The 18,878-nt window shown below is 51.5% G+C and carries 12 protein-coding genes and 1 tRNA gene; 6 read left to right on the plus strand and 7 right to left on the minus strand.

Features of this window, described 5'->3' with window-relative positions; translation table 11 throughout:
* Positions 1-72: 72 nt before the first annotated feature.
* Positions 73-1,902: a S9 family peptidase gene (locus BLP47_RS07235; protein WP_172807182.1), complete on the plus strand. Its 1,830-nt coding sequence runs from the start codon at positions 73-75 to the stop codon at positions 1,900-1,902.
* 298 nt (positions 1,903-2,200) lie between these two features.
* On the opposite strand, the gene BLP47_RS07240 is transcribed toward BLP47_RS07235, so the two are convergent.
* The 3 genes from BLP47_RS07240 to BLP47_RS07250 all read right to left on the minus strand — a co-directional run bounded on the left by BLP47_RS07240 (position 2,201) and on the right by BLP47_RS07250 (position 6,269).
* Positions 2,201-2,277 (minus strand) — tRNA-Met (locus tag BLP47_RS07240).
* A gap of 32 nt (positions 2,278-2,309) precedes the next feature.
* The gene (locus BLP47_RS07245) at positions 2,310-5,198 is read right to left on the minus strand and encodes a UPF0182 family protein (RefSeq protein ID WP_091852147.1); all 2,889 of its coding nucleotides are present in this window, start codon (positions 5,196-5,198) and stop codon (positions 2,310-2,312) included.
* Between the two features lie 9 nt (positions 5,199-5,207).
* Entirely contained in the window at positions 5,208-6,269 is a 1,062-nt protein-coding gene (locus BLP47_RS07250) for a PDZ domain-containing protein (RefSeq protein WP_157671568.1), read from the minus strand.
* 128 nt (positions 6,270-6,397) lie between these two features.
* Between BLP47_RS07250 and BLP47_RS07255 the strand changes: the two genes are divergently transcribed.
* Positions 6,398-7,675, plus strand: a complete 1,278-nt coding sequence (locus BLP47_RS07255; protein ID WP_091852153.1) for a zinc-dependent metalloprotease — start codon at positions 6,398-6,400, stop codon at positions 7,673-7,675.
* 50 nt (positions 7,676-7,725) lie between these two features.
* On the plus strand, positions 7,726-8,733 hold the full coding sequence (locus tag BLP47_RS07260; RefSeq protein ID WP_091852156.1) for a hypothetical protein: 1,008 nt from the start codon (positions 7,726-7,728) through the stop codon (positions 8,731-8,733).
* On the opposite strand, the gene BLP47_RS07265 is transcribed toward BLP47_RS07260, so the two are convergent.
* Positions 8,719-10,335: an ATP-dependent helicase gene (locus BLP47_RS07265; RefSeq protein ID WP_091852159.1), complete on the minus strand. Its 1,617-nt coding sequence runs from the start codon at positions 10,333-10,335 to the stop codon at positions 8,719-8,721. The genes BLP47_RS07260 and BLP47_RS07265 overlap by 15 nt on opposite strands.
* 65 nt (positions 10,336-10,400) lie before the next feature.
* Here BLP47_RS07265 and BLP47_RS07270 point away from each other — a divergent pair, with 65 nt between their 5' ends.
* Complete coding sequence (locus BLP47_RS07270; protein WP_157671570.1) at positions 10,401-11,504, plus strand: phosphotransferase; 1,104 nt, start codon at positions 10,401-10,403, stop codon at positions 11,502-11,504.
* On the opposite strand, the gene BLP47_RS07275 is transcribed toward BLP47_RS07270, so the two are convergent.
* Both BLP47_RS07275 and BLP47_RS07280 read right to left on the minus strand, forming a co-directional pair.
* Positions 11,482-14,592, minus strand: coding sequence for an ATP-dependent DNA helicase (locus BLP47_RS07275; protein WP_091852165.1), 3,111 nt, complete (start codon positions 14,590-14,592; stop codon positions 11,482-11,484). The genes BLP47_RS07270 and BLP47_RS07275 overlap by 23 nt on opposite strands.
* A complete protein-coding gene (locus BLP47_RS07280) occupies positions 14,585-17,521 on the minus strand; it encodes an ATP-dependent DNA helicase (RefSeq protein ID WP_091852168.1) in 2,937 nt (978 codons plus the stop codon). The genes BLP47_RS07275 and BLP47_RS07280 overlap by 8 nt, the downstream gene beginning before the upstream one ends.
* A 67-nt stretch (positions 17,522-17,588) precedes the next feature.
* Between BLP47_RS07280 and BLP47_RS07285 the strand changes: the two genes are divergently transcribed.
* Together BLP47_RS07285 and BLP47_RS07290 are read left to right on the plus strand one after the other, a co-directional pair.
* Entirely contained in the window at positions 17,589-17,813 is a 225-nt protein-coding gene (locus tag BLP47_RS07285) for a DUF3107 domain-containing protein (RefSeq protein WP_091852171.1), read from the plus strand.
* Positions 17,813-18,106 (plus strand): hypothetical protein, encoded by a 294-nt coding sequence (locus tag BLP47_RS07290; RefSeq protein ID WP_091852174.1) that lies wholly within the window; start codon positions 17,813-17,815, stop codon positions 18,104-18,106. Before BLP47_RS07285 ends, BLP47_RS07290 begins: the two co-directional genes overlap by 1 nt.
* Here BLP47_RS07290 and BLP47_RS07295 read toward each other — a convergent pair.
* A complete protein-coding gene (locus tag BLP47_RS07295; protein WP_157671572.1) occupies positions 18,096-18,824 on the minus strand; it encodes a ferritin-like fold-containing protein in 729 nt (242 codons plus the stop codon). The genes BLP47_RS07290 and BLP47_RS07295 overlap by 11 nt on opposite strands.
* Between the last annotated feature and the right edge of the window lie 54 nt (positions 18,825-18,878).

Genomic DNA, 18,878 nt, shown 5'->3' on the forward strand with positions numbered 1-18,878 from the left:
CAGCAACATGACGAGCGCACATCCGTTGCGACTCTGGACCGATAGCTACTCACACAAAGGAGTTGGGGATAAATGAACACGAACCTACTGAGAAGGAACAGCCGCTGGCTGGCCCTCTCGCTGATCATGATGCTGGTGTCCGGCATCGGTGCATCACTCATACAAACAGCTGGAGGGACAGTCGCGATTAAAGATATGCGCTGGGAAACCCCCTCGGGCCAGATGGTTAGCGCGCTATTATTCAAGCCCGACTCGGTGACTGAAGAAAACAAAGCTCCCGCCATCATCGTGAGCCACGGATGGTGGAACAACCGCGAGATGCAAAGCGGCAACTATGTAGAGTTGGCCCGCCGCGGTTACGTGGTCGTCTCAATTGACATGTACGGTCACGGTAATTCGTCTAACCTGCGTTACGACCAGCTAACACTTGGCGGAACCGGAATGTATGACGTCGTCAAACTGGTTTCCGAACTGCCCTACATAGATGGCCTAGGAATCTCCGGCCACTCCAACGGTGCTCGCGCCGCTAACTTCTCGGTCGTGCTTGATGATGCCGCAGAAAAGCAGCTGATAGACGCAGTCTTCCTAGTTGACAGTGACCCGGTTTACCGAGATGCCGATGGTGCCTACGCAAATATCTATGGCAACCGAAGTGTCGGACTAGTAGCTGCCCAGTACGACGAATTCTTCTTCCGAAGCTACAGTGCCGAGGGTGCCGTGCTAACCCCGCCACGTGATTACATCACCACCCCCAACGCCCAGTCGTTCTTGAACTTTGGCACCGACCCAGAAGGAATGGCAAACATTTCAGCGGGTTCTTATCAGAATAAAGACGGCGCTCAGCGCGTCGCCTACACCCCAGCTGAGACTCACCCCTGGGGAACTATCTCGAAGACCACAATTGGGAGTCAGATTGAGTTCTGGGACAAAGTTCTCCCAGCCCCAAATCCGATGGCGGCCTCAACCCAAATCTGGCAGGTAAAGGAGCTCTTCACAACTCTTGGCCTAGTTGGCTTCGGAATCTTCTTATTGGCTTTCGCTAGGTCACTTCTTGGAACAAGAACATTTGCCGGTCTCAAGAATGAGGTGACAACCGAACTCGCAGGAACAACCCGCAAGGGCCTCGGCTGGTTCTGGGGAGCTCTTGGTGTCTCCGCGCTAATTTCAGGTGGTAGCTACGTTTGGCTGAGCCAACAGTCTTGGATGCAGGGCATTGCCTTTAACGGAACTCCAACTATCTTTACCCAAGGTGCGGTCTTCTTCATCGCCACTTGGGCTGCGATAAACGGATTAGCCGGACTTGTGATCATGCTGATCTCATACTTCGCGTTCAATAAAGGCAACGGCATGAACCTCAAGGCCGCAGGCATCCTGCCGGGCTGGAAGAAATTCTTCCAGGGAATAGGCCTGGGAGCTGTTGTTGTATTTGCAGCATTTGGAATCGTATTCTTGCTCGATTACTTCCTGAAAACCGACTTCCGATTCTGGACCATGGCCGTCAAGGCTTTTGAAGCAGACAAGCTCTGGATTGCATTGCTATACGTGCCATTCTTCTTGTTCTACTTTGTCGTGAACTCGGTCGCTGTAAACAGCTTCAACCGATTCACTCTGCGTGGAAAAGAATGGTTGAACACCCTGGTACTGGCACTTATGGCCTCGTCAGCGGTGATTGTGCTGGTGGTAGCGCAGTACGTCAACTTCGCAAACACGGGCTACACCATCGATGGTTTCGGTGGAATCTTCAGCATATGGCTGTTCCCTGTAATCGTCATACTTGCGGTAGCGGTTGTTATCTCTCGCAAGCTTTACAGAGCCACTCAGAACCCATACATCGCCGGCTTTATCATGGCGAGCGTGGTGACGATCATGTCAGTATCCAACACGCTGACCGTCAACTACTAACCGACTGGCGAGCTTTAGAGCTCTTTAGTCCAAGCAAAAAGGCCCCAGCGCAATTAGCGCTGGGGCCTTTTTCTAATTCCCTACTAGACCAAAATCCATCTAGCAAGAACTTCCGGTGTGATCCGCGGCTGCGATATTTTAAACTGACCCAGGAGCCAAAGTTCCCGATCAACAGGTGGCCCGCATCCATTTCACATTCGACTGAACCTGACATGCAGTTCTTATCTAGGTCAAATAGAAAGGCCCACGATTCTTTCGAATCGTGGGCCACCGAGACCTGAGCCTCGACTACTTACATTGGTTGCGGGGGCAGGATTTGAACCTACGACCTCTGGGTTATGAGCCCAGCGAGCTACCGAACTGCTCCACCCCGCGGCGAAGCTCTTATAGTAGCAGAAGATCGGGGGTTAGTTCAACGCAGCAATAGCGTCCTCGATCGCCTTGGCTAGGCGCTCATCAGCTGCACCAAATGCGCTCCAGTCCCCAGCGGCAAGTGCCGCCTGCTTATCTAGAAGTGCAACTCGTGCTTGTTCTAAGGCTGCATCTAAGGCCGCGTTATCAACTGAGGCAACAGGCGAGCTGGTTCCAGTGTCTGGCTGTACAGTGCCACCGGTTCCCGTCGTGGGAGCTCCGTCGTCGACATTAGCTCCAGAGTTTCCGCCAAAAAGAACATCTAACGCTTCATCGAGAGTGTCTTCGAAGGCGATTTTATCGCCAAAGGCAACCAGAATCTTCTGCAGGAGCGGGTAGCTGGTCTCACCAGTTGACTCAACGTAGACCGGCTGGACATATAGCAATCCGCCACCCACAGGGACTGTCAATAAGTTTCCGTTCAACACCCTGGTGGATCCCTGGCGCAATAGGTTCAATAGAGAAGACACTGCGGTGTCGGAGTTGAACTGGTTCTGTACTTGACCTGGACCCGGAACAATAGTTTCGCGAGGAAGATTTAGCAGGGTCAACTTGCCGTAGTTCTCATTTACCGTTCCGGACACCTTTCCAGCATCGGCATTAGCAATCAGATACCCGGTGAGGACGTTTCTTGCTATCGCTCCTTCAGATTGTGGAATGAAGGTTGAGTAGATGGAGAATGCGCTCTCCTCATCACCAGGCGCCTGAAGGGTTAGGTAGTAAGGCGGCTGCAAGTCTCCCAAGCCAGTTCCTTCAACAGGATCGTTCGGCGTCATCCAGGCGTCCTGCTGCGAGAAGAAGGAACCCGCATCGGTAACGTGGTAGCGACCAAGGATTGAACGCTGCGCCTTGAATAGATCGGTCGGGTAGCGAACGTGCGCCATCAGATCACCGGAGATTTCGGAGCGAGGTTTGACCGTGTCTGGGAAGACGTTCATCCAAGCCCCAAGAATCGGATCTTCTTCATCCCAGGCGTAAAGGTCAACAGATCCGTCATAGGCATCGACCGTGGCCTTCACCGAGTTTCTGATGTAGTTGATGTTGTTTCCAGAACCACCGAAGGCATCCGATGCGGAGTCCAAAATAGCGAGGTTAAAGTTCTCAATATTTGAATAGGGGAAGTTGCTGGCTGTGGTGTAGCCATCAATAATCCATTTAATTCGTCCATCCACGACCGCTGGGTAAACCTCAGAGTCGAGCTGTAGCCAAGGGGCGACCTCTTGGACTCGAGTTGCTGGGTCTCGGTTATAAAGAATTTGAGACTCAGAATTAATGGCATCGGAAAGCAGGATTTGCTCGCTCTGGAATCGAAGAGCGTAGGCGATTCTGGGAACTAGGCCGCCAACATTTGGTCCGCCCGAGCCTGAGAAGGTGTTGTATGTCTCATTCGATTCGCCTTCACCGGCCGGGAAGTCGAACTCAAGATTCTCTGCACCTTCTGGTGCGCCAACAATTGAGTAAAGCGGAGAGTTGGCTCCAAAGTAAACCCTTGGTTCAAACTCTCCAAGGGAGCCTACGGATGGAATCCCAGACTGGAAGAATAGAGGTTTACCATCGGTGTCTCGCTTATTTCCGTAAGCTGCAACAATTCCAAAACCGTGGGTATAAACGATTGTGGAGTTGATCCAGTTCTGCGACTCTCCAAGACCCGCTTGGTTGAGCTCGCGCACCGCGATAACGGTGTCTTGAACTTCGCCATCGATTTCATAACGGCCAACGTGGAGTCGGTTTGGAAAGCTGTAGTACTGACGGTACTGCTCAAGCTGCCTGAAGGCGTCGCTCACCAATGCTGGGTCAATAATTCTGATTGAGGCAGTGGTTTTAGCATCCTCGCGAAGAGCACCCGGCTCTGCCACGACGGTTGCGTCATAATTCACGACGTTGACATCAGCTAAACCGTAGGCCAGCCTTGTCGCATCGATATTGTGTTGCAAAAATTCACTTTCCAGGGCTCTCTCGTTTGGGACCACCTGGAGGGTCTGGACGATCCAAGGAAATAGTCCACCCAAGACAATCGAAGAAGCAACCATCACCGAAGTGGAGACGATTGCAAGCCTCCAGCGACCTAGGAATGCTGTTACTACAAACGTCACGGCCACTGCGACCAAAATTAGCGCCAGGATCTGTAGACCCGGGATAACCGCATTGGCGTCGGTGTAGTTCACGCCAGTGAATAAGTTGCCCGTGGAAGTAACGGTTCCGTACTGATCCAACCAAACGCTAAGGCCCTGAATGGCCAAATAAACTGCAACCAAAATAGAAATCTGCACGCGAGCGGGCTTGGTGAATTTGATTTCTCTACCAGTGAAGCGAATTCCACCGTAAATCAAGTGGATTGCAACATTTACCAGAGCCGCCAGGAAAACAGCTCCGGAAACAAACCCGATCGCAAAACTCAGAAATGGTAAGTCAAAAACAAAGAAGCCAACGTCTAAACCGAATTGGGCATCGGTATACCCAAACTCGGGGCCATTGAGCCACAGTGCCACAGTTCTCCACTGGCCAGCAGCCAAGAGGCCACCAAAAATACCAATTACCGCAGGGACACCAAACATAAACAGCTTGCGGATTCCCTCAATCATCTGTGCGTAGACCGCAAAGGGCGACTCGGATGGCATCTTTATGTAAATCGGCCTGGTGCGCCAAGCCAGCATGAGGCCGAGGGCAACCAAGGCGGTCATGATTACAAAACCAATCAGGAAAACGATGACTTGAGCCCAGATTTGAGTGAGGAAAACCCCTACGTATCCGAGTTGGTCGAACCAGAGCCAATCGGTGTAGATGCCTGCTGCGCTTATCAGCGCAAAGGCAATCGCGGCCAAGATTCCGATCGCAATTGAAAGTGGTGAGACTCTTCGCTTTGGGCTCGGTGCGGTCTGGGTCACTGTCTTCTCCTAGTTAGTGCATTTGAGTTCGGGGAGCTTTGTTCCAGCTGCAACCTGGTCCAAAACAATAAGTGCGTCTTCTAAGTCTCTCACGATGGCTACGCTCAGACCACTCGGCACATGGCCAAGTAGCTCTTCACAGTTTTGGCTGGGAGCCAGAAATACGGTTGCGCCAGCATCTTTAGCGGCAATCACCTTCAGTTTAATGCCCCCAATTGGACCCACTTGGCCATCCGAAGAGATTGTGCCGGTGCCTGCGACATGATTATTTCCGGCAAGTGAGTCCGGGGTAAAAGAATCCAAAATGCCAAGGGTAAACATCAGCCCACCCGATGGCCCCCCAACATCACCAAGTTGCAACAAAACTGAGGCTGGGAAGTCGTAGGTGTAGCCGAGCATGGCCCCGATCACAAAAGAATCGCCCTGCTTGGCTGGGGTGATAGTGATTTGCCGCTCGATCCCGTCCCGCACTAAGCCCAGCAACAGCTCCGAATCACCGGTGGCTTGGATGGTGGCCTTGAGCTCCTCAAAGGTCGTGATCGCAAACCCCTGTGCGCTAACAACAAAATCTCCCGCAATCAATTTCTTTGAGGCCGGGGTGTCCTCGATAACCGAATTCACATAGAGCGAGCGTGGCACTTGATAGCCCATTTGCTTCAGTGCGACCGCAATCGCGTCTTGCTGTGAGACCTCCATTTGCAAAGTGGACTCAGCTCGAACCTCTTCGGTGGAAAGGTTTGGTGGAAAAACCGTATCTATTGGTAAAACTAATTGGTCTGGGTCAGCCCAGGCGGCAAGCACTTGAATCCAGTTCGGATTCGCTTCGCGGTTTCCCAAAAGCGAAACGGTGGTGATGTCGAATCTAGACTCGGAAGGATAGCTTTCTAAATCGCTGGAGGAGATGACTTGTTTGCCATCTATTTCACCCATCACATTAAAAACTTGGCCGGGTCTTTCAATTACATAGCCGCTCGGTAAAAAACTCAGTCCAGCCAGCGCGAGAGCGAGAAGGCTGACAATCCCCCAGCGACTAAATCTAGGCTTGGGTTTCTCTGAATTGAAATAAGACATCCCCACCATGCTAGGTAGCGATGCTTAGAAAACACCTGAGCGACCTAACGCCCTGGGCGAACAAGGTGTTATTCCTAGAGGGTTTGAAGTTTTACGCAGTAGCGTTTTTTTAGACACCAAGGAGAATTTTGACTAATCAGCCAGACCGAGAAGAGTTCGAGGAATTCCTCAAGCAACTTTTTGCTTCCGGCCAAATCGATCCAGAACAACTGAGCAAAATGGCGGGCATCAGTGCAAACCCGGCTGATTTGGCCAAGGCTTTTGGCCAAATGCAGGCCATGATGGGCGACTCTGAAGATCCGGTGAACTGGGACATGGCAACCAAAAAGGCCCTTGAGTCGGCCTCTAAGTCTGATGGTTACTCAAACCCAGGATTAGTTGGGGAACTGACTGGAGCCTTCGACATGGCCAGTTTATGGCTCTCTGAAGTCACTGAACTTTGCGGTTCGGAAACCCCGAAGCACCTAACTAGATCGCTATGGGTTAAAGACGCCATGCCAATTTTCAAAGAGCTGTCGGAACCAGTGGCAAAATCCATGGCTAACGCCCTTAGTGAAAACATTGGCGAAATGCTGCCTGAAGAGCTCTCACAAATGCTCGGACCCGCTGCGAAAATGCTAGGCAACGCAGGCGCAATGATCTTTGCGATGCAACTAGGGCAGGCAATCGGAAAGCTCAGTTCACAAACCCTCACCAGCACTGAAATAGGGATCCCAATCTCACAACGTCCGGGTCTGATCCCGCAAAATGTTGCCGAGTTTATGACCGATCTTGACACCCCAAAAAGTGAGGTTTTGATCTATCTTTCGATCCGAGAGTTGGCAATCTCGGGTCTTTATCAATCCAACCGCTGGCTCAAGGATCAAATAACCACGCAGGTTAGGGAATTCGCCGCCGGTCTAAAAATTGACATGAGCTCGATTCAAGACTTGGCCGAACAGATTGACCCAAGTGACCCCAAGGCACTGAATGACCTGATTGAGTCGGGATCCTTGATCACGCCGCGCTCCGAGGAGCAGGATGCAGCACTTCAAAGAATAGAGGCGCTATTGGCACTGATTGAGGGTTGGGCGGATGCGGTGAGCCTCAAAGCGGCTAAGCGATTACCAGCAATTAATGCGATTGCAGAACTTTTCATGAGGCGCCGAGCCACGCAAGGAGCCTCTGAAAAAACCTTTGGAATTCTGCTGGGGTTGCAGCTGCGGCCAAGACTGGTGCGCGAGGCAACGCTCATGTGGCAGCTGGTAGAAAGTGAATTCGATGCCCAGAAGCGAGACTCGCTCTGGCAGCATCCAGACCAATTGCCAACCTTAGAAGAAATTCAAAACCCTGCTGAACTTATTATCAGACTCAAAGGCAACGGGGACGAAATGGATTCAGAACTGAGGAAACTGCTCGGCGAGTAGCCTGTGCAAAACTAAAAGCCAAATTTCTTGGGATTTGGCACACTTGCGCGATGGTCATTCAAATCAATCCAGCCCTCGCGAGACTTTGGCTTGACGGAAACAGTAGGCAATTCGGATCGGCGCAGTCCCAGCAACTAGAAAATCTCAGTGAAACCCAGCTTAGAATTTTGGATTACCTCGAGCGTGGGGTGGCCGATAATCAGGCGCGATTGATTCCCAAAATGGCGATGGCCACCGATGCTCAAGTGAACAGCCTGATTCAGAGAATTTCCCCGCTCCTAGTGAAGACCTCAAGTTTCGGTTTTGATGAGGCACAGATTGAACAGCGCTTCACTGAGATCATGCGGCTGTTTCTTCTCGGATCCAAAGATCCGGCTGCCGCGCTACGAAATAGAGCCCGAGCCAAGGTCTTTATCAATAAGTTTGATCGAGTTGGACTGATTGCCATGCGTGCCCTAGCCGCAGCGGGGATTGGAACGGTCTTCACCACCGACCACGAGCGAATTAGGAAGGGCGACACTCTGGAGCTGGGATATCCAGTTTCATCAGAGGGCGAATCTCGGATTCAAGGCGCGAAAGCGTTATTGGGCAACTCCGCAAGCCTTCAATTGCATTCCAGAATCAGCGAGCCTTTCGAGCTAACCGATGTGGCGCTTTTGATCTCAAGCGATGTCGTATTACCCCCAAGCTACCAAACCTGGATGGCCAGAGATGTGCCGCATATCGCAATAAACTTCGATGAAACCGGCGCTGAAGTATCGCCATTGATTTTGCCGGGAACCACCGCCTGCCTAGCATGCATCGAAAAATATCGACTAAATAATCAACAAAACTGGGCCAAAATTGCCCCGCAATTGGCCCTCATGGAGCGAAATCTCTCGGACTCGGCAAGCTTATTGGTAGCTGTCGGCTTAGCGGTAAGCCGGCTAGTGAACCAGATTGATAACCCCAATCAACCCCAGGATTTCAAAACCGCAAAGTTTTTTCGATCTCAGAGTGAAGTTAGCTTTGAGGAGCCACAGGACCTGAACTGTGGCTGCCGCCTAGAGGAACTGTGAGATTGGTTTAGCCGCATTATGGCTGATAACTAATTTGTCTCGAGCCCGAGTCACAGCAACGTAAAAAAGCCGTTTTTCCTCGGCAATCTCAGATTCTGAGGTGGCGTGTGAAATTGGAAAAAGGCCCTGATTCATGCCTATTAAATGCACCCGATCCCACTCCAGACCCTTCGTGGCATGAACTGTCGCGAGTGTCACCGCATCTCGAATTGGTTCGTGCCCGGATCGTTCGCGCTCCTCAAGCTCTCGGACATACTCCTCAAGACTGACATCATCGCCAATCTCCTCGAGCACCTCGAAAAACCAATTCAAAGCCTCCCACTTCTCGCTGACCTCCGGCCTTGAGCGCCAACCCATTGATGCCAAAATTTTGGAGAGCTCAATAAAAAGTGGGTCATCACTTTGAGTCAACTGCAAGGCCTTGATGGCGCTGATTACCTGCAACACCTCAGGCCTTCTAAAGAATCGGCCAGCCCCCCTTACTTGCACGGGAATTCCGAGCTCGAGTAACCCTTTCTCAATCGGCTCTAACTGCGAATTAATCCTCGATAAAACGGCGAGCTGCCTGGGTCGCATGCCAGAGCTCAAAGCCCCGGTCAGACCGCTTATGCAATCAGAAACCTGGGCATCAGCCGACTTGGCAGCTCTCATTTCTGGCTTTGAGCCAGCGGAGCGGACGGCTTCCAACTTGCGACCAACCGCTATCGAATTAGCCAGAGTCACTATCTCCGAACTGGAACGATAGTTATTATCCAAACTGAAAACCTCGGCTTCCGGGTAGTCAGAAGCAAACCCCATTAGAAAATCGCTCGAGGCTCCGGCAAAGCTATAGATGGTCTGGCGAGGATCCCCCACCACGCAGATGTCTTCTCTCTCGCCGAGCCAAGTTTCTAACAGCGCTTGCTGCAATGGCGAGATGTCCTGATATTCATCAACAGTGAAGAAGCGGAATTGCTGCTGCACGTGATTGAGCATTCTGGGCTCACTGCGCAATAAGCCGATGGTTAGTAGCAGCACATCCTCCCAATCCATCACCTTGCGATTTTGCTTGAGCAGCTCATAGCCATTTTGGAGATTCAAAAACACCTTGGAATTCAACCCCGCTGTTAAACCTCGGTCCAAATCCTGATACTCGCTCGGATCGGTCATCGAATACTTGAGCCACTCAATCTCGGCAATCACCTCTCGACGCTGAGCCTCAGTCAACTTGATGTTGTGATCTTGCAATACTTCCGCTAGCAATTGCGGCTTATTGGTAATCAGCTTGGGTGTCGAAGTTTCAGTCAGCTGCGGCCAAAAAAACTGCAATTGGCTCAGGGCTGCAGAGTGAAAAGTTCGAACTTGCACCGCGGATGCCCCGAGTTTGCGCAAGCGCACCCTGAGTTCTGCTGCCGCACGGTTGGTATAGGTCAGGGCGAGAATTCGATTGGCCGCATACACACCGGTGGCAATTCCGTAGGCAATGCGATGACTAACGGTTCTGGTTTTTCCACTGCCGGCACCTGCGACTATGCAAACCGGCCCGCGAAGAGCCATGGCCGCCGCAGCCTGATCCGCATCGAGTGCCGCCAAAATACTCTCGGCTAAAGGCTGTGAGCTCATTGCTAATCCTCTAAGTGCGCGTGGCGAAGCTGAGTGAATCCAGCTTGATTGTCTAACCTTTGTCCGTGGGAAGACAAGCTTTGATTTTAGCCGCGCTAGCGGCCGACGCCGTGCCCGGCAAAAACTTTCGGCATTTTCAGAAGCCCGAAGGTCAAACTGACCTTGAACTCTTGAGACTCTGGGACGATCGGGGAGGCTCGTATGAGCTCAAGGCTCCAGCTAGCCCTGATGGTGAGCGAGAGTTGGCTACCGAGTTCAGCGTCCTAAAAGTTCTAAGAAATTTCTCCTCAGAATTGCCCTTTGAGATACCTGAACTCCTAGGCCAAACCACCGATGCCGATGGCATCAGAATTTCAGTTTTCACTCTCTTGGGGGGTTCGGAACCGGATCTAACGAAGTTTGGACCGGGCGCTTTCTCAAAATCCTTTGCCCATGCCCTGGCCGCCTTGCACTCACTGGAAAATGCGAAGGTGGTTGAAGCTGGCCTTCCCGATTATGCCGCCACTCAGATTTTGCATAACAAAGTTACCGAGCTGGACAGAATTGCTGACACCGGAAGGGTGCCATCCGCTTTACTTCAGCGCTGGGAGCAAGCCCTGGAGGATGTTGGCTTATTCCGCTTTCATCCAACGATTACTCATGGTGATATCAGCCAGGAAAGCGTTTTAGTCGAGGCTCAGAGCCTGACCGGTTTGACTAACTGGAGCTCGCTGTCGGTTTCAGATCCGGCCGAAGATTTCCGCTGGCTCATTGGTGCAGCTCTTCAGTCGACAGCCGAAGACACAATCCTGAATTATCGGGCTCTTCGCCCGCAGGCCGATGAAAACATCGCCCAAAGAGCGGTGCTTTATTCAGAATTGGAGCTCGGCAGCTGGTTAGCTCACTGCGTCGAAGAAGGCGACCCCGCAAGAATTGCGCAAGCCGAAGACTTGATCGAAGATCTCCGAACCCAGCTTGAAGCGGGCTCCCTCAGAGACATCCGAGCGAGCAGTTTTATTGGGCTCAACACAATCAGCATTCCGAATCAGACTCCCACTCAAGCCGTCTTGGCTCAGGAGGAGCCGGCTGCATGGAATTCTGAGGCTGAGCCATCCGAAGCGCTAATCGCCGATGCGGAGCTGAGCGATTCAGAATCTAAAACAGACCCTAAGAGCGATGAGCTTTTCTAGCCAGCTCAATCTGATTGGCCAGCTCCAGCTCGCCCACTAATTTCAGGGGGACAACTTCTTGGCCATCGCCGGCGAAAAAGAATGCCGCCCGCACTTTTTCCACCCCAATTCCAAGGTGCTTAGCTAACGCGATTCGGTAGATTGCAAGCTGAATGGAACGGGAGTCTAAGTCGCTCTGACTTTTTGGAGTGCTCCCAGATTTCCAGTCCACAACCAAATACCCACCATCGATTTGAAAAACTGCATCAATTTTGCAAACAATAATGACCCCGGCCAAGCGGAATTGAATTTCCTGCTCGATTAAAAAGGGCAGCATATCCTTAAACCTGGAATTCTTAAAATTCATCGCGAGATTGGCTTCCTGCTCGTTCCAATCTTTATCATCCAATTCATCCCCCGAGCCAAAAGCATTTTCCAGCTCAGCGTGGAATTTGGTGCCAATGCTGGCCGCTTTTGAATATGGGTTTGGCAGCGGTCTTGCCAATCGTTTCGCAAAATCCTCGGGGTCTTTCAAAAGAGCTACAACCATAGAGGCAGAGAGCCTCTCCGGGAAGCTGACGGCCTGTAGAAAGCCAGCGCGCTCTCGCTCCTCCATCAAAAGACCAATCTCCACAGAGTCAAAAACGCTCGAAGTTTTAGCGTTTTGAACCCGGTCCGCCGCCTCTTCTATCTGAGCTCGCCTTGCACCCAGCGGGTCTGTTGGCCAAGTTTTGACTTCCATCACCTGATCCAGCGGGTTTTGTTCTGGCACTAAAGGGATCGGGCCGAGTAACTCCAGTGCTCCTGCCTCCAAGAGCTCAGTAAAAAAGCTTGAAAGCTCACGTGGTTTTTTGGCACCCTGCTTATAAAACGAAGCGGTCAATAGGAGCTTGTGCTTGGCTCTGGTTATTGCAACATAAGCCAACCGGCGCTCCTCGTAACTGGAGCGCAATCGCATCTGGGATTGAAAGGATTCGAAACTCTCCTTCAGCTCAACCTGAGTTGTGGATAGTTGGAATCTAAAAGCAGGGAGCTTGGCCCGGTCGCCACGAAGTGCGAATGGCAACTTACCTGCCACCAGCCAACCCTTGGCATCACGACCCTGAATCGGGAAAGATCCGTTAACGAGCCCGACAACACAAACCAAATCCCATTCCAGGCCCTTGGCCGCGTGCACCGACATCAACTGAACTATTCCTTTTCTAGCGCCAGATTTGGGGAGCTCGAAGCTCTCCCTTTCCATCGCCTGGTCAAGCCACAAAAGCATCGCCGCGAGACTTGGTCGCAGAGCCGCCTGCTCGTAATCTGCAATCCTTGCGATAAAAGCCTCCAAGTGCTGAAGCGGGTTTCTACGCTTGGAATGAGCAAATAGCTCAATGTCAATTTGTAGCTCTCGTGCAATCACCCAGGCGAGTTCGCTGAGCGTCAAAGACGAAAAGCTACGCATTTTGGCAAAGAGTTCGGCGGCATTTTTGAGCCTGGCAAAACCAATCTCGGAAACATCACAATAGTTCTGAGTTTCCGGCCGCCGAAACTCATCAAGTGCCTCGATTATGGTGACCGGCCTCGCACTGTTGACCTCGCTACGAATTCGTGACAGTTTTTTTGCGTAACCAGAGAGGCTCGCCAAATCCCTTGGGCTGATTCGCCATTTCGGGCCACCAAGAATCCGCATTAGATGAGCGCCCGCTTCCGGGTTCTGAATCACCTTTAGAGCCGCGATTAAATCGATTACCTCGGGTAGGTCCAATAACCCCGATAATCCGGTGATTTCGACCTCCATCCCACGAGCCTCGATTGCCTCGGCGAACATGGCCATAGCCGCCTTGGTTCGAAATAGCACTGCGGCAGTGGCTTCCGGCGACAGGTTTTCTCGGAGCCAGCTGGCAACCTGTTCGCTCTCTTGTTGCTCATCGACACATACCCGACCCAGCACCTGATCTTTCTGCGAGCTGTTACCCGCAACCAAGGAAACAGGGGTGAGAGAAAAGTCATTGGGATCTGGATTCGTGTCAAAACTAAGGGGTGTGGCAAGGGGCTGACTGACCAGATTTGCCGCTTCCACCACTTTTAGTCCGGACCTCCAAGAGCGAGAAAGCGGATAGACGGCTTTGGTTTTTGAACCAAAGTCTTGGTGAAAGTTTTCTAGATTCGCACTACTTGCGCCGCGCCAACCGTAAATCGCCTGATTCGGATCCCCAACCGCCAAGACCGGCATCCCAAAGAATAGCTTTGCCAAGAGCCTTATCTGGATTGTTGAAGTGTCTTGATACTCATCCAGCATGACAAAAGAAATATCCAAATCCGGGTCGACGCTCTCGAGCGCTTTTAGAGCAAGCGCCACCTGATCGGAAAAATCTAGAAGGTTGCGGGCTCTTTTCAGTTCAAGATACTCCTGTGCAATTTCCAAAATCAGACTGTTGGTCTGCGCTTGGTCTATCAAATCTTGGGTGTATTGAAACCGGACCATCGAGCCAGATTCGGTTTTTGGCAAAGTTTTGGCATGTTCGATTAAATCTTCCAGAAGCTCCCTGGCAGCCTGCGGATCCGCTTGATTATCGGTGAGCTCGGAAGCCATTGCCAAAGTCAAATTCACCAGATTCTCAAGACTGCGATCCCAGTCCCCTAACTTTAGAGAGATATCAGGATTGATTTTTCTCAAAAGCTCGCTGGCCAAGGCGACTGAGCCCGCCTCTGTTAGCAAGGTTGCCTCGGGATCGTATCCGACGCTCAACGCATATCTTCTGAATATTTCATTTCCAAAGGAGTTGTAAGTCGAAATCCGCGGTGGCTCAAAGTCCACCCCCAAGCTGGGGGGCCAGAGCTCCGATTCCCGCATGACATAAAGTGCCTGCTGAACCCGAATTTGAAGCTCGCTAGCGGCTTTTTTGGTAAATGTGAGCCCGAGAATCTGATCCGGTCTTGCGAGCTCATTGGCCACCAAATAAAGAATCCGCACCGTCATCAACTCGGTCTTACCGCTTCCGGCGCCGGCTATCACAAGTGAGGGTTCACTGAGCGAGGAATCCTCACACGCCCTTAGCTGTTCCTCAGTCAGCTGGTGCTCACTCAATAATTTATAAACCTGCTGCGCAGAAAATCTAGGCATCTGTTACCGCTCTTGCCAGCAAAAGCTGGCAACTAGAGTCTTGATTGCAATGGCTCTGGTAATTGGCAATGAACTCGGTTCCCGATATGCCATCCTCGGCTTTTTCTAAGAGCGCATTGATCTCGGCCTCGAGCTCGTTGGAAAGAGGCGCCTGATAAAGCACCCTTAACTTGTCCGAGCCAACCGAAATAATCTGAGCTCCGGCCAGTGGTTCATCCTGGTGAAGCACTCGCACGGCCATTTGGTAAAGCGCTAATTGGCGATTCTTTTCAACATCAAGCTTGGTCGGGACTCGGCCAGTTTTTAGATCACTAACCAGGATCTCACCGGCAGCATTTTTTTCAACTCGATCGATTTTTCCACTCACGATCAGCTTGCCAACGCGCAGCTCGAAACCCTGCTCAGCCCTTATCAGCTCTCCCGCGGTGGATAGATACTCCGACATCAGCTGAACCATTTGCATCGCCCTGCGCTTTTGAGCGGTTTGCTGCCACTGAGTCTCAAAATCCAGGGTGTGCCAATTGGATTCCACAAAGCTAACTGGGTCAATATCCTCTGCATTCTCTAGTGCTGCGTGAATCAGCGTTCCCAAAGAGGCCGCAAACCCGGAGCCGTCTCCCCCAAAATTGCCAATGAACCAGTGCAATGGGCAGCGCTCAAAAGCCTCTAGCTTTGAGGCCGAAATGCGTATTTGCTCATCTTCTGAGACAAGTTCGGAGTCTTTTGAAAGCGGAAATAATCCAAGCCACTGTGAAGGGTGAGCCCCGGCAACACCCGCCGCGGCGAAACTTGCCAAGGTGATTGCCGAACCTTGATCCCCAGCTGCTAGCTTGGCGCGCAACCTGCCAACCAGTCTGCGTAAATCAAAATCAATCTCGCTATTAGCCCGATCGGGCAAGATTCCAAACAGGGTAAAAAGTTGTGAGGGCTGTTCTTCAGCGTCCTGCATCGCGGAGAGCAAAAGCACGCTCCGACAGGCCCCGATAGTTCGATAGGCCATTCTTAATTCATCCGCTAACTCGGACTTGGCCGGTTTGGTTGGATCTTCTAATTTGCCAGCCAAATAAGCCTGCAGCGAGTTCGCACCTAGCAGTGAGTTTCTCGGGCGTAAATTGGGCCAAATGCCTTCTTGCAGCCTCGGCATCGCAACCACCTCAAAGCTCTGCCCCGCCAATTGACTTGGTGTCGCCAAAAGCACCGCGGGCTTCTGGCCGGCTTTGGCCAGTGAGTCCTCTGGCACTCGAAGCGCCAGTTGCTGAATCACAAAATCCTCTGGTGAGCCAAGCTCTCTTTGATCAAATCTTTGAGCGGCTGCAAAAAGTTCGAGAATTGAGTCCAGATCGCGATTTGCGGCAAAGCCGACCTCGGAATCACCGCGCGCCGCTTCGGCCCAGCGCGAGGCTGTGACATCGGAAAATATCATCGAAACCAGCTCGTGAGAGTGGCTGGGCGGGTTGGTTTTCAGGCGCCTAATCAGGGCTTTGAGCTTTTCGAGTTTTCGGCCCTCGGGTGAATCTAGTTCGAATGTTTCAGAAACCAGTGCCGAAAGAATCTCCGACCTGGCAAGGCCATCAAAGATAGGGTCCTGGGCTAGCTGGCGAACTAGTCTTCGGAGGCTAATCGAATCAAAGCCCCCAAAAGGTGACAGCAGAATTGCTTCAACCAAATCTGGTTCGTTTTGGCCATAAATTAATTTACCCAAGTCCAAAACTGCGCGGGCGGCAAATTGGTCTCGCAGAGCGGCCTGCGAGCCGAGAATTCGGACCGGCACATTCCTTGATGAAAGCGAAATAGCCAGCTGTTCCAGTTGTCTTCTGGTTCTACCGACCACCACCATCTGGGAAAAGTCAAGACCACGAGTAAGTCTGAGTTTTCTTAGATTCGCCGCGAGCCAATCCGTCTCAGATTGCTGGTTATCGTGCAGGGTGGCCAAGATGCCAGAGGTATCCTCGCTTTGCAAAAAAGGCTTGCGTTGTAGACCGGCCGCCGAAGTTGGGAGTCGCTGTGCGATCCTGGCCATGGCCGAGGCGATGGATTTTGGTTGCGGTTGAAAACTCTGCAAAAAGGTGGTCTTCACATTTTTGAATTCGCGCTTGGTCGCCAAAATGAACTCGCCGGGATCTGCCGAACGAAATGAATTGGTCGCCGAGTCCGGATCTCCAGACATCACTAGATTGCGGCCGCGCGCCATTTCTAGAGCAAGCTCCAACCCGGCTTGCGAAAGATTCTGGGCATCATCAATCAGGACGTACCTCACTCCTTTGAGTGAAGCTACAGAATCTTTAGCCCGCGCAATCAAAGTAGATGGGTCCAGGTAGTTTTGTTTCTCAAGCGCTTCAAGATAAATAGGCAAAAGATCCTTGAGTATCTGATGTTTCAGCTTGGGAAATTGAACTCCCAGTGCGCCAAGGTCATTCGCGCTGAGTGAATGCTCCAAAACCACGGTAATTAAGTCCCTGAGTTCAATGTGGAAGCTTGGCAAACGAAGACTTAATTGGTCCACACCCCAAGTTCCTGCAAGACCCGAAGCCTCCAAGCTCTCAACGATTTCGGAAATTAGATTCTGTTGGCCTGCTCCAGAAAGAAGCCTCAAGTCGGGATTCAATTTTTGAATCAAACCGAAACAAAAAGAGGATATTGATTGAGCCCGCGCGCCCGTAGCGGTTTTCTCGGATTGTAAAGCCAATTGATTTCTCAACGCACTGGCCGCATTTCGAGATGGGGTCAGAACTAAAACCTGGCTTGCTGATAAACCTTTGGATTCGAGCTCCGACACGAGCTGGGCTAGCGCCGAAGTCTTTCCCGTACCCGGGGCACCAATTATCAGGCTTACTGGAGCTTCGAGTAGCTCGGCCAGCTCGCTAGGTACCAAAAAATTTGCCCCACCAGCTGCGGGCGCATTCGCAAATAGCGGAATATCATTGGCCATGTTGCCAATCTATTTGCACCGGCCGACATTTTCGTGTCGTAACCTTGAGATGCGTCTAAGGAGAATTATGGAAATCAGAATCGGAATCAGAGAAAATGCTCGCGATTTGAGCTTTGAGTCACCACTTGGTGCCAAAGAGATTCAAGAGCTGGTAACCAAGGCACTCAATGACAAAGTCACCGTCCTTAGTTTGCAGGATGATAAAGGTCGCACCATTTTGGTGCCAGTTGCCTCAATCGCGTATGTTGAAATCGGTGTTGAGGACAAGCGCCGAGTCGGATTCCTGGCCTAATGGAAATTCTGGTTCTGCTGGGCTACACCGCCATCTTGTCTTTAGTGGCTCCTTTTGTGATGCCAAAATCAGATTTTTACGGAAGATTTGTTCCGGCTGGTATCGCGGCTGTTTCAGGCAGTGCACTATGGCTAATTTTCACCTGGCTGGGATTTCACTATGACGAAGCCTGGATTTGGTTCGTAGTCATGCTGGGCATGCCAGCGGCTATTTGGTTTGCAACTGGTTTCTTGAATTCAAGGAGATCCTCAGCCGAAGCTAAAGAGCTGGAACAACTCCGAGCTACGCGGTAAGCCCTAAAGAGTCCATCCGCAGATTATGCGCCGAAATTAATTCGGCAGTATATGGCTCGATTAGCTTAAATTCTTCTCGAGCTTTATCGGCCTTTGATTCGGTTTGGCTTATTTTGCCAAGCTTCGTTAAATCCACCGAATGTCTAATCTCTAATAATCCATCGGCAACAACGGACCTGCAGTAAAGCGCCAACGGGTCAACCAGATCCGGGGAACCTGTAAGAAGGTTTTGCAGTATCTTTTGGCAGCTTTGTTCCAAGTCGCTGAGCAACAACACCGGTTCGATTTGAATTCTCTTTGCCGGGCTAAGACCTCTACTGAGCCTCAGGGCAGAGTCCTCCATGATTCCAACCAGCACGTAAAGTCTGGCGACTTCTTCCATGAAGCTGACGCCCTTGGTAATTTCGAAAAGCTCTTCGTAGCGATGATCAAACTGCTCGTGCAGTAAAAAAGAGTCCACTCCAGCTTTTCGCAGCAGAGCCGCGCAGGTTTTTTCTCTCACAATGAAATAATCGGCCAGGGTGTTGAGCTGGTTCTTCAGAGCTCTAGTTGGCGCCTTGCTTGCCGCAAACATTAGAGAGTCGGCGATTGCCAGTGAACTAGAAGCAAGCTGGCCGAGATAAATCTCCGGGGCTGGAGTAAGCTTTGATGGGTTCAGTTGGATTTGGCTGCGTCCCAAAGAGGAGTCCCTCGAAGGAAGCGTCAGCTTCTGAGACACCCTGCGTATTCTACGAAACCAGTCCAACACCCAGCAAGCTTATAACTGTGCCCG

Source organism: Candidatus Aquiluna sp. UB-MaderosW2red (assembly GCF_900100865.1).
In the GTDB taxonomy this organism is placed as follows: domain Bacteria; phylum Actinomycetota; class Actinomycetes; order Actinomycetales; family Microbacteriaceae; genus Aquiluna.